Origin of the sequence: Saccharopolyspora sp. NPDC047091 (genome assembly GCF_040643635.1) — a bacterium.
GTDB lineage: Bacteria > Actinomycetota > Actinomycetes > Mycobacteriales > Pseudonocardiaceae > Saccharopolyspora_C.
In genome coordinates this window covers 17,384-28,336 of the sequence record NZ_JBEYUS010000077.1, presented here as the reverse complement: position 1 = coordinate 28,336, position 10,953 = coordinate 17,384, and the positions used below count along the sequence as shown (strand labels likewise).

Genomic DNA, 10,953 nt, shown 5'->3' with positions numbered 1-10,953 from the left:
GTGGCCCACCCGCCCAGGCGGATCGGGCGGGTGGGCCACTCACCTGGCGGGATGTCGTGCGCGCGGGGCGCGGCGGCCGGGGAGTCAGCAGAGGTCGTAGCGCGGGGTGGTGCCGAGGAGGTGGGTCAGGTCGGCGCCGGGCGGGAGGTCGCGGGCCGGGACGCGGCGGGCGAACAGCCGGGCGGTGTCGGTGCCGCCCAGCTCGGCGCGGCGGCCGCGGACCCGCAGCCAGGCCCCTTCCCGCAGCGCGAGCACCGGGACGTCGTTGTGCTCCAGGAATTCGCCGAGCCGCTCGTCGCGGGTCTCGCCGCGGTGCGTGCTCGCCGGATCCGGCGGCAGGTAGTGCGGGTTGATCTGGAACGGCACCAGGCCGAGCGCGGCGAACGAGGCCGGTTGCACGATCGGCATGTCGTTGCTGGTGCGCAGGCTCGGGCAGGCCAGGTTGGTGCCCGCGCTGGCCCCGAGGTAAGGCACGCCGGCCAGCACGGCGCGGCGCAGCGCCCGCACCAGGCCCTGCCGTTGCAGGGTCGCGAGCAGCCGGAACGTGTTGCCACCGCCCAGGAACACGGCTTCGGCCGAGGCGATGGCGCGCACCGGGTCGGCGGCGCGGTGCAGCCCGTCGACCTTGATCCCGGTGGAACTGAGCACCGAGTGCGCGATGCGCGCGTAGTCGTCGAAGTCGCGGCGGGCGTACGGGACGAACAGCATCCGTTCCCGGCCGGCCATCAGCTCCGTGATCGCGGGCAGCGCGTGGCCGAGGAATCCCGGCGACCCGTGCACCCGTGAGCTCGACAGCAGGAGCAGCTGCACCACGGCTCTTCCTCCCCGCACCCGTGACCCGGAGCGAACCCTACCGCCGAGGCTGGAACCGGTGGGGTGGGACGGGCAGGATGGCCGGCATGGCCGGAGACGAGGACGTGACGATCATCGGCGGCGGCATCGTGGGCCTGGCGACGGCGCGGGCGCTGGTCCGCGCGGGCACGACCGGGCGGATCGCGGTGCTGGAGAAGGAGCGGGCCGTGGGCGCGCACCAGACCGGTCACAACTCCGGCGTGCTCCACAGTGGACTGTACTACCCGCCGGGCAGCGCGAAGGCCCGGTTCGCCCGCGCGGGAGCGGAGGCCATGTACCGGTACTGCGCCGAGCGCGGGGTTCCGGTGCGGCGCACCGGGAAGCTCGTGGTGGCGACCCGGCCGGAGCAGCTGCCTCGGCTGGCCGAGCTCGCCCGCCGCGGCACCGCCAACGGCGTCCGGCTGTCCGAAGTGGACCCCGGTGGGATCGAGGAGCGGGAACCGAACATCCGCGGCCTGCGCGCGCTGCTGGTGCCGGACGCGGGGATCACCGACTTCGGCGCCGTCTGCACCGCGCTGGCCGCGGAACTCGCCGAGCACGGGGTCGAGGTGCGGCGCGGCGTCGAGCTGCGCTCGGCACGCCGCGACGGCGACCGGCTCGTGCTGGGCACCACGGCAGGCGAGGTCCGCACCCGGTTCGCGGTGAACTGCGCGGGGCTGCACAGCGACACCGTGGCGGAACTGGCGGGCACCCGGCCGGCCGCGCGCGTCCTGCCGTTCCGCGGCGAGTACTACGAGGCCGCCCCCGGGCGTCGCGACCTGGTGCGGGCGCTGGTGTACCCGGTGCCGGACCCGGCGTTCCCGTTCCTCGGCGTGCACTTCACGCGGATGGTCGACGGCGGGCTGCACGTGGGGCCGAACGCGGTGCCCGCGCTCGCCCGCGAGGGCTACGACTGGCGGACCTGGTCGGCGCCGCACCTGCGGCGGCTGCTGGGCGATCCGGGATTGCGAGCGCTGGCGAAGCGCTACTGGCGCACCGGTGCGGCGGAGATCGCGCGCTCGGCGGTGAAACCGCTGTTCGTGCGGGCCGCGCGGGAGCTGCTGCCGGGGTTGCGCGGCACGGACCTGGTGCCCGCGGCCGCGGGGGTGCGGGCGCAGGCGGTGCGGCCGGACGGCACCCTCGTCGACGACTTCCTGGTGCACGAGGACGAGCGCTGGGTGCACGTGCTCAACGCACCCTCCCCGGCGGCGACCGCCTCGTTGCGCATCGGCGAGGACATCGCGGACCGGGTCGCGGCGAAGCTCGCCTAGCGCTCCCCGGCCCGTCGAGCGGGCCGGGGAGGCGGCGATCAGTAGTGGCCGCGGTCCCGGTAGTCGCGGTACTCGCGGTACTCGCGCTCCCGGTTCTCCTCGGCGTTGATGCCGATCCGGCGGATCACGCCGTGCAGCACGCTGCTGACGATCGTCACGATCAGCGCGCCCCAGAACGCGGCCCAGAACCCGTCCACGTGGAACGGCTGGTTCAGCTCGCCGGCCACGTACCCGGTGAGCCAGAACAGCAGCGCGTTCACCACGAGCCCGAACAACCCGAGCGTCACCAGGTACAGCAGGCAGCCGAACGTCTTCGCGATCGGCTTCAGCACTGCGTTGATCACGCCGAACACGATCGCGACCACCAGCAAGGTGACCACCTTCGTGCCGGTGTCCGTGCTCGCGTCGCCGAGCTGGATGCCGGGCAGCGCGGTCGTCGCCCACACGGCGACCGCGGTGATCAGGATGTGCAGCAGGACCGTCACGAAGTGGCCTCCCGAGTTCGCCGTGGAACCTCGAACGCTACCGTTCCGCCCCCGCCCGGAGCCCGCCCACCGCAAGACCCCGCGATGCACCCGTTCAGGCGAACATCTCGTCGGTCAGGCGGCGGATCGCGTCGGCGCGGGTGCACTGCTCGGCCCGCTCGTAGGCCTCGACGAAGCGGAACACGAGCCCTTCGCGCAGCCCCCACGGGCACAGGTCCAGCTCTTCGACGCCGAGCGCGCGCAGCAGCGAGTCGGCGGTGATCGCACCGGCGAGGATGCGCCGCGCCCTGCTGCGGGAGACGCCGGGGAGCTTGGCGCGCTCGACCTGGCCGAGTTCGGCGAGCTGCGGGATCCACCGGGTCAGGTTCGTCCGCGCCAGCGTGTCCGGGTGCCGCACCAGTCGCTTCGACGAGCTCGCGGCGAGCACCGCCAGCTGCCGCAGCACCTTCGACTGGCCGACGGGCTGGCCGAGCCTGCGGCCGCGGAACGGGGCCAGGTCGACCGGGGCGACGGCTTCGACGGCCGCGTACAGCGCGGCGACCTGGTCCGGCGGTGGCGGGTCCGAGGGCAGGTGCTCGCGGGTGAGCCGGGCCGCGCCGAGCGGCATCGACACCACTTCGTCCGGGTAGGGGCCCGATCCGATGGCGACCTCGGCGGTGCCGCCACCGATGTCGACGGTGGTCAGCGGGGTGTCCTCGCGGCCGTGCCAGCGGCGGGCCGCGTGGAAGCAGAGCGCGGCCTCGGCGTGCGGGGTCATCGAGCCGATGCGGGTGCCCGCGGCCTCGGTGAGGCGGGCGCGCAGCTCGGCGCCGTTGGTGGCGTCGCGCACCGCGGCGGTGCCGAACGCGACCAGCGGTCCGCGCAGTTCGGCGCCGACGGCGCGCACGCAGCCCTCGACGGCGCGGGCGGCCTGCTCGATGCCCTCGTCGGTCACCGATCCGTCGGCGAGGGTGTTCTCGCCGAGCCGGGTGCGCTCCTTGTGGCTCCAGGAGGCGCGGGGCAGCCTGCCGCGATCGAGGTCGACCAGTTCCAGCCGCGCCGCGGTGGAACCGATGTCGAGGAGTCCGAGCTTCATACCACCCTCACGTGTAGTCCGGACGGGCCTTCGAGGCGTAGTGCGTTCCTCCAGCAGCAGCAGCGCAGAACCATCGGCATGGCCGAATCATGCCGTATGCACAGGTTTTGTTCATCGCCCGTTCGGACTTTCTTGATCCGTAATTGATGTCACTGGTACATGCGCACTTCCGATGTCACACCGAGCGGTGTTACAAAGGAGTCACCCCTGACCGCTACCAAGCGGTAACCTCGGGGCGATCAGGTGCTGCGGCTGGAACGCGAGGTGCGCCCATCCGCAACGTCAGCGACGGAGAGGACCACCATGCGCATCGGGATGCCGCTGAACTACAGCGGAGGCTTCAAGGAGACGGTCGACGAACTGGCCACCTACGAGAAGGCCGGTCTCGACATCGTCTACGTCGCCGAAGCGTACTCGTTCGACGCGGTCAGCCAGATGGGCTTCATCGCCGCCCGCACCGAACGGCTCCAGATCGCCTCCGGGATCCTGCAGATCTACACCCGCACGCCCACGCTCACCGCGATGACCGCCGCCGGGCTGGACTTCGTCTCCGACGGCCGGTTCACCCTCGGCATCGGCGCCTCCGGGCCGCAGGTCATCGAAGGCTTCCACGGCGTGCCCTACAGCGCGCCGCTGGGCCGCACCCGCGAACTGGTCGACATCTGCCGCCAGGTGTGGCGCCGCGAACGCGTGCAGCACGACGGCAAGCACTACCAGATCCCGCTGCCCGAAGGCCAGGGCACCGGGCTCGGCAAGCCGCTGAAGCTCATCAACCACCCGGTGCGCCCGAACATCCCGATCATGATCGCGGCGATCGGCCCGAAGAACGTCGCGATGGTCGCCGAGATCGCCGACGCCTGGGAACCGATCTTCTACGTCCCCGAGAAGGCCCACGAGGTCTGGGGCGAATCGCTGGCCGCCGGCAAGGCCAAGCGCGACCCGGAGCTCGGTGAGCTCGACGTCGTCGGCCAGGCCCCGCTGGCCATCGGCGACGACGTCGACGCGCTCGTCGACTCGATGCGCCCGATGCTCGCCCTCTACATCGGCGGCATGGGTGCGAAGGGCAAGAACTTCTACAACGACCTCGCCCGCCGCTACGGCTACGAGGCCGAAGCCGAGGAGATCCAGAACCTCTACCTGGACGGCAAGAAGGACGAGGCCGCCGCGGCGGTGCCGGACGAGCTGGTCGCCGCCAGCACCCTCATCGGCTCCGAGGGCCACGTGCGGGAACGCCTCGCCGCGTTCAAGGAGTCCGGCGTGACCACGATGAACGTGACGCCGCTCGCCGGTTCCTTCGAGGAGCGCACCAAGCTGATCGAGAAGATCCGCGGCATCGCCGACGACCTCTGATCCGCCCCGCGGCCGGGCGCGCCCCGCCCGGCCGCGGCCCGGTCAGCCGTTGAGCACCCGCACCGGCGAGCCGTCCGCGAAGGCCCGGATGTCGGCGACCGTCTCGGCGTAGAACGTCCGGTAGGTGCCCTCGGTGACGTACCCGACGTGCGGGGTGAGCACGGTGCGCGGCGTGGTCCGCCACGGGTCGTCCGCGGGCAGCGGCTCGGTCCCGTACACGTCGATGCCCGCACCGGCGAGCCGTCCCGCGTACAGCGCCTCGCGCAGCGCCGCCTCGTCCACGATCGGCCCGCGCGAGGTGTTCACCAAGTAGGCGGTGGGCCGCATCAGCGCCAGCTCCGCCGTGCCGACCAGCCCGCGGGTGCGCTCGCTGAGCACCGTGTGCACGGTGAGCACGTCGGAGCCGCGGAACAGCTCCTCCTTCTCCACCCGGCGCGCCCCGGCCTCCGCGGCGGCCTCCGCGGTGAGGTTCCGGCTCCAGGCGATGACGTCCATGCCGAACGCGGCACCGACCTTCGCGACCTGGCTGCCGAGCCTGCCCAGCCCGAGCACGCCCAGCGTGCGCCCGGCCAGCTCGAACCCGACGCCCTGCTGCCAGCCGCCGTCCCGGATCGCGCGGTCCTGTTCCGGGATCTGCCGGGTGACCGCGATGATCAGGCCCCAGGTGAGTTCCGCCGTCGGTCCCCACGCCCGGTCCGGCGCGGCTCCGCTGCCGGTCCCGCACACGGTGATGCCGAGCTCGGTGGCCGCGTCCAGGTCGATCGACGCGTTGCGCATGCCGGTGGTGACCAGCAGCTTCAGCTCCGGCAGCGCGGCCAGCACGTCCCGCGGGAACGGGGTCCGCTCCCGCATCGCGGCGATCACGTCGAACGGGGCGAGCCGCCGCACCAGCTCCGCGCGGTCGGCGGGGGTGTCGTGGAAGAACTCGACCTGCGCGGGCAGCGAGTCCCAGTCCGCGTAGTCCCGCGCGACGTGCTGGTAGTCGTCGAGCACCGCGATGCGCATGCACTCCTCCTTCGGGTGTCCGGTCCTCCGAGCGCCCGGCCTCCGAGCGTCCGGCCTCCGAGCGTCCGGCCTTCGAGCGTCCGGTCCTCCGGGTCTCGGCCCCGCGGACGTCCCGCCCTTCGGGCGTCCGGTCCTCCGAACGTCCGGGCCTTCGGGTGCCCGGCCCTCCGGGCCTCGGTCTTGAGGACGGCCGGTCTCCGGCCGCGTCCGGCCGCGATCGTAGTGCGGCCGCCCGGCGGGGTGATCGACCCGCGGGGCGGCGCGCGCGACCTGACAACGCGCGGTGCGGCCAGGCAGACTGCCGACGTGACTCGATCCAGACTGCTGCACCTGCTGCCGCTGAGCGCGTTCCACGCGGCCGCGGACCACATCGGTTCCCCGTCGCTGGAGACCGAGGGGTTCGTGCACTGCTCGCCGGACATGGCCACCGCGCTGGCGGTCGCCAACGCGCTGTACGCGGACGTGGACGAGCAACTGGTGGCGCTGGAGCTCGATCCGCAGCGGCTGTCCGCCCCGGTCCGCTGGGAATCGGCGGCACCGCACCCGCCGCCCGGGATCGCCGCGGACGTGCTGTTCCCGCACGTGTACGGCTCGCTGGAGCGGTCCGCGGTGATCGGCCTGCACTACGCGCGGCGCGACGTCCGCGGCCGGTTCGCGGCGCTCGAGACGCGCGGCCGCACCGCGGAGGAGCTGAACCTGCTGCCGCACCCGGAGGGCGGCTGGTTCCGGCGGACCTGGACCAGCGACGTCGAGGTGACGCCCGACGAGCGGGGCCTGCGGCCGACCGCGACGGCGATCTACTACCTGCTCTCCGCGGGCCACACCTCGGAGTGGCACCGGGTGGGCTCGGCGGAGCTGTGGCTGTGGCACCGCGGCGGCCCGCTGACCCTGGTGCTGGGCGGCGACGGGGACGTCCCCGCCGAGCAGCCGAGCAACCACGTGCTGGGCGCGGGCGCCGGGCAGGACCCTCAGGTCCTGGTGCCCGCCGGGACGTGGCAGCGGGCGGTGGCCTCGGCGACGGTGGAGTCGCTGGTGACCTGCGTGGTCTCGCCCGGGTTCGACTTCGCGGATTTCAGCACGCCCGGCTGAGGTTCGGCGGCGGACTGCGCGGGGACCCGCTGCTCCGGGTCCGGCCGCAGCACGGCGACCCGTTCCGGTGCGGCGCCGGTCTCGGCGGGCTCCGGTTCGCGGCCCAGCTCCCGGTCGGGCGCCGGATGCGGTCGCACGCCGAGCAGGCGTTTCTCGAACCAGCACAGGGCGATCAGCGATCCGATGATCGTTCCGATGGCCACCGACGCCACCAGCGCGAAGACCGCCAACGTGTTCAGCACCGACCTCACCCCCGAGAGAAACCGTGCACGGCACCGGGTCCCGTCCGGCTCGCGCCGCCGGCGAGGACCTCGCCGGGATTCACCGTAGGGCGGGGCCCCGAACGGTGCCGGACGCCGGACCGGGTGCCGTCCGATCGAGGGAATTCAGCGCCGGGGAGGTGTCGGCGGCGCCCCTCGCCCAGGCGATCCGGTGCACGTGGCGAACGCCCTTGATCAGGCAATTCGGCCATACGCGGCGCTACTATCGGGTGAAGGTGCGCGCCCCGCGGTGTCGCGGCGACGGGTAGTCACCGTCGCCACCCGAACTCGTGATCGCTGCGCGGTTCGGGACAACGGAACCGGGGTGGCGCGCGTGCGCACAGTGGTCACCACGATCCGACAGCACGGATCACCACGATCGACGGCAACGGGCCGGGAGGTATCGGTGCAGGGCTACGGGGTCCACCTGCTCTTCCACGCGCTCGCCGTGCTCTGCGGCGCGGCGCTGGGGATCGCGGGCACGGTGTGGTGGGCGGGCGGCAACCCGCCGGTGCTGTGGGCGGCGCTGGCCGCGCTGCTGCTCGGCATCGTGGTGCTGGTGGTGCAGGGCCGCCAGCTCGCCGCCGAGCCCCGCCCGCGGCGCACCGCGCCGGGCTCCCGGCCCCGGCCGGGTACCCGCCCGGAACTGGCGGCGACGGCGATCCGGGACCCCGACGACCGCTGGCGCGGCTGACCGCCGCCGCTCCCGCGAGGTGAGCCGCCGCTCCCGCGAGGTGAATGGCCCAGCAGCCCCGCCACGCTGGTCGAATGGGCCATTCACCTCGGGGCGCGGATCAGGGCAGCGGGGCGTGCGCCCAGCCGACGGCGGTCTTCCGCCCGTCCGCGTTCTCCACCCACACCTCGCTCTCCAGGTGCCGCGCCCCGTCGTGGTCGATCGCGCCCAGCACCGCGCCGCGGGCGGTGACCTCCTCGTCCACGTAGAACGGGTGCACGAACTTCACCGCCAGGTGCCCGCCCTCGATCCAGGCGCCGCCGTGGAACGCGGTGAGCATCTCGGAGAGGTAGCCGACCTGCTGCATGGCCTGGGCGACGGTGCGGTCCATCCCGGAGCGCCGCGCGCCCGCCGCATCGGTGTGGATGTTGGAGAACCCGCGGCCGCCCCAGGAGAAGACGTACATCTGCTCCTGCGAGATCGTCTTGCGCACCGGCCGGATCGGGGTGCGCTCGCCGAGGTCCGCGCTCGCCGCGGCGGCCGGTGCCACGTCGAGCAGTTCGCCGGTGACCAGCCGGGACGGGGCCGGTGCGGTGCTGCCGCCCACCACGTCGGCGGCGTGCACCCGCATGATCTCGGTGCCGCGGTGGCGCAGCAGCAGCCTGCCGTCGGCGCCGCGGGCTTCGGCCTCCATCACGACGTAGCCGTTGCCGCGCCGCACCTCGGTGTGCACGTAGCGGCCGCTGAGGGTGACGGTCTCGCCGATCACGACCGGTGCGTGCAGCGAGAGCTCCTCGTGGGTGTGCAGCCCGCGCGCCGTGTTGCCGTCGTAGGCGGCGTAGAACAGGAACAGCAGCTCGTTGGACAGCACGGCGGGGCTCGCCGCGGGCCGCCCGCTCGCATCGGTGAGCCGCCCGGCTCCCGCGTCGTCCTGGGCGAAGGCGTAGTTGCGCACCATCCGCTCGTCGACGACCACGTCGAACGGGCCGAACACCTCCGGGACCTCGATGTTCTCGAAGACCGCTTCCTTGGTTCCGGTCCACCACCGGTTCATGGCCAGCTCCTCTGGGCGTGGGGCATCGCCGTCCCGCGGCGGGCGGGACGTGGCGATGGGGTGCGCGGCTCGTGCCGCGGGGGATCAGGTGTCGAGCCGGACGACGAACGGGAATTCCGGCCGGGTCCAGCTCCGGGCGTGCTCGACGGCGCGCCCGGTGTCGTCGTGCGTGGTCCGGTGCGCCTCCACCAGCGGGGCGCGCACCGCCACCTCCAGCAGGCCGGCGAGCTCCTTCGTCGCGGCGCAGGCGGTGATCTCCTGCTCGGCCCAGCTGACCGCGACGCCGCAGCGCTCGGCCAGGGTGCGGTACAGCGAGCCGGCGAGCAGCTCGGCACGGGCCAGTCCGGGGGCGGCGGCGACCGGCACCCAGGACTCCTGCACGGCCGCGGGCGTCCCGTCCACGGTGCGGAGCCGGACGAGCCGGACCGCTTCCGCGGCCTCGTCGAGATCGAGGACCTCCGCGATCTCCCCGGGCGGGACCAGCACGGCGCGGCGGATCTCGGTGGTGACCACGTCCTCGGTGACCTCGTCGCCGAAGGGCACCAGCCGGTTCAGCCGCCGGGACCGGGCGCGCCGCGGGGCCACGAAGCTGCCCGCACCGCGCCTGCGCACCACCAGCCGTTCCCGCACCAGCGCGTCGAAGGCCTGCCGGACCGTCATGCGGCTGACGCCGTAGCGCTCGGCGAGTTCCTTCTCGCTGGGCAGCCGGCTCTCGGGGGCGAGCGCGCCGGTGTTGATCCGGTCGAGCAGGTCGTCTCGGATGACCTCGTACATCGGGCGCGTGGCCACGGCGGGGAACTCCTCGGGGTGGTGTGATCGGATCTCAGGGTATCCGCCCGGTGCGGAGGTTCAGCTCTGCCGCGGGCCGGTTTCGGGGGCTTCGGCGCGCGCCCAGCCGACGGTGCTGAGCTTGCCGTCGGCGCGGCGCACCCACACCTCGACGTCGATCGCGAGGCGTCCGGGCCCCGCTTCCTCCACGGCCGTGACGGCACCGCCCACCTCCAGGGGTTCGAAGACCTCGACGGGGTTGATGAACTTGACCCGCAGCCAGCCGCCGGTGAACAGGTCGGCGCCGAAGAAGCGGGTGAGCATCCCGGTGATCAGCCCGCACTGCTGCTGGCCCTGCACGATGGGGATGCGCAGCCCGGCCTCCCGGGCCACGGCCAGGTCGCTGTGGGTGTTGCGGACGTACTCGCCGCAGCGGGAGAACACCGAGGCCTGCTCCTGGGTGATCGTGACGTGCAGCGGCGGCAGCGGTGCCCCGGGCCGCACCGTCGGCGTGCCGACGACCGCGGTGGGGGCGTCCGGGTCCGAGGTGCCGTCCACCGTCCCGGCCGCGCCACCGCCACCGGTCCGGTTGCGGCCGGCGACGTCGCCGGGCCGGGTGCGCAGGATCTCGACGCCGCGGTGCCGCAGGATGCCGCGGCCGCCGGTGCCGGTGGCGCTCGCCTCCATCACCACGTAGTCCTGGCCGCGCCGGGTGTAGGAGTCCACGTAGGTCCCGGCCAGCACCACCTCCTCGTCGAGGTGCGCGGGACCGTCGAACCACAGCTGCTCCTCGGTGTGCAGCCCGACGGTGCGGCTCGCCCGGTAGGCGGTGGTGAACAGCTGCACCAGGTCGTTGGACAGCAGCCCGGCGTGCGCGATGCGGCCGCCGAACGGGCTCGGGCCGAAGTGCCACGGGTGGTGGTCGTCCTGGGTGAACGCGTACCGCTTGATCTTGTGGTCGTCGACGAGGACGGTGACGGGCCCGAAGTGCTCCGGGATGCTCAGGTTCTCGAAGACCGGTTCCTTGAGCCCGGCCTCGTGGTCCACGCCGCGGGCCACCGCGCGCGGATCGGTCAGATCTCGCCAGGTCAT

Annotated in this window: 11 protein-coding genes; 4 read left to right on the top strand and 7 right to left on the bottom strand. The window is 73.5% G+C overall.

Translation table 11 applies throughout. The features are described from left to right. Positions 1-84: 84 nt before the first annotated feature. Complete coding sequence (gene pepE / locus ABZ805_RS25120; RefSeq protein WP_358444995.1) at positions 85-813, bottom strand: dipeptidase PepE; 729 nt, start codon at positions 811-813, stop codon at positions 85-87. An 86-nt stretch (positions 814-899) separates the two neighbouring features. Between pepE and lhgO the strand changes: the two genes are divergently transcribed. Then, positions 900-2,102: an L-2-hydroxyglutarate oxidase gene (gene lhgO, locus ABZ805_RS25115; RefSeq protein ID WP_358444993.1), complete on the top strand. Its 1,203-nt coding sequence runs from the start codon at positions 900-902 to the stop codon at positions 2,100-2,102. A gap of 38 nt (positions 2,103-2,140) precedes the next feature. Here the strand turns inward: lhgO and ABZ805_RS25110 are convergent, their stop codons facing one another. Together ABZ805_RS25110 and ABZ805_RS25105 are read right to left on the bottom strand one after the other, a co-directional pair. Beyond that, positions 2,141-2,587 carry a phage holin family protein gene (locus ABZ805_RS25110; RefSeq protein WP_358444990.1) on the bottom strand — a complete coding sequence of 149 codons (447 nt, stop codon included), beginning with the start codon at positions 2,585-2,587 and terminating at the stop codon, positions 2,141-2,143. A 94-nt stretch (positions 2,588-2,681) separates the two neighbouring features. Then, positions 2,682-3,662: an exopolyphosphatase gene (locus ABZ805_RS25105; protein WP_358444987.1), complete on the bottom strand. Its 981-nt coding sequence runs from the start codon at positions 3,660-3,662 to the stop codon at positions 2,682-2,684. 303 nt (positions 3,663-3,965) lie between these two features. Between ABZ805_RS25105 and ABZ805_RS25100 the strand changes: the two genes are divergently transcribed. After that, on the top strand, positions 3,966-5,012 hold the full coding sequence (locus ABZ805_RS25100; protein ID WP_358444984.1) for an LLM class F420-dependent oxidoreductase: 1,047 nt from the start codon (positions 3,966-3,968) through the stop codon (positions 5,010-5,012). Between the two features lie 42 nt (positions 5,013-5,054). Here the strand turns inward: ABZ805_RS25100 and ABZ805_RS25095 are convergent, their stop codons facing one another. After that, a complete protein-coding gene (locus tag ABZ805_RS25095; RefSeq protein WP_358444981.1) occupies positions 5,055-6,017 on the bottom strand; it encodes a D-2-hydroxyacid dehydrogenase family protein in 963 nt (320 codons plus the stop codon). 306 nt (positions 6,018-6,323) lie between these two features. Between ABZ805_RS25095 and ABZ805_RS25090 the strand changes: the two genes are divergently transcribed. Together ABZ805_RS25090 and ABZ805_RS25085 are read left to right on the top strand one after the other, a co-directional pair. Further along, a complete protein-coding gene (locus ABZ805_RS25090; protein WP_358444979.1) occupies positions 6,324-7,106 on the top strand; it encodes a cupin domain-containing protein in 783 nt (260 codons plus the stop codon). A gap of 666 nt (positions 7,107-7,772) precedes the next feature. Further along, complete coding sequence (locus ABZ805_RS25085; RefSeq protein WP_358444977.1) at positions 7,773-8,060, top strand: hypothetical protein; 288 nt, start codon at positions 7,773-7,775, stop codon at positions 8,058-8,060. Between the two features lie 100 nt (positions 8,061-8,160). Here ABZ805_RS25085 and ABZ805_RS25080 read toward each other — a convergent pair whose 3' ends face one another. The 3 genes from ABZ805_RS25080 to ABZ805_RS25070 form a co-directional block, all read right to left on the bottom strand. After that, positions 8,161-9,093 carry a hypothetical protein gene (locus ABZ805_RS25080; RefSeq protein ID WP_358444974.1) on the bottom strand — a complete coding sequence of 311 codons (933 nt, stop codon included), beginning with the start codon at positions 9,091-9,093 and terminating at the stop codon, positions 8,161-8,163. A gap of 84 nt (positions 9,094-9,177) precedes the next feature. Then, positions 9,178-9,882: a GntR family transcriptional regulator gene (locus ABZ805_RS25075; protein ID WP_358444971.1), complete on the bottom strand. Its 705-nt coding sequence runs from the start codon at positions 9,880-9,882 to the stop codon at positions 9,178-9,180. Between the two features lie 60 nt (positions 9,883-9,942). After that, positions 9,943-10,953 carry a MaoC family dehydratase gene (locus ABZ805_RS25070; RefSeq protein WP_358444968.1) on the bottom strand — a complete coding sequence of 337 codons (1,011 nt, stop codon included), beginning with the start codon at positions 10,951-10,953 and terminating at the stop codon, positions 9,943-9,945.

Excerpts from the sequence above, each read along its gene's own strand:
- ABZ805_RS25105 (WP_358444987.1), bottom strand. The coding sequence starts at position 3,662 with ATGAAGCTCGGACTCCTCGACATCGGTTCCACCGCGGCGCGGCTGGAA.
- ABZ805_RS25080 (WP_358444974.1), bottom strand. The coding sequence starts at position 9,093 with ATGAACCGGTGGTGGACCGGAACCAAGGAAGCGGTCTTCGAGAACATC.
- lhgO (WP_358444993.1), top strand. The coding sequence starts at position 900 with ATGGCCGGAGACGAGGACGTGACGATCATCGGCGGCGGCATCGTGGGC.
- ABZ805_RS25095 (WP_358444981.1), bottom strand. The coding sequence starts at position 6,017 with ATGCGCATCGCGGTGCTCGACGACTACCAGCACGTCGCGCGGGACTAC.
- ABZ805_RS25070 (WP_358444968.1), bottom strand. The coding sequence starts at position 10,953 with ATGACCTGGCGAGATCTGACCGATCCGCGCGCGGTGGCCCGCGGCGTG.
- ABZ805_RS25100 (WP_358444984.1), top strand. The coding sequence starts at position 3,966 with ATGCGCATCGGGATGCCGCTGAACTACAGCGGAGGCTTCAAGGAGACG.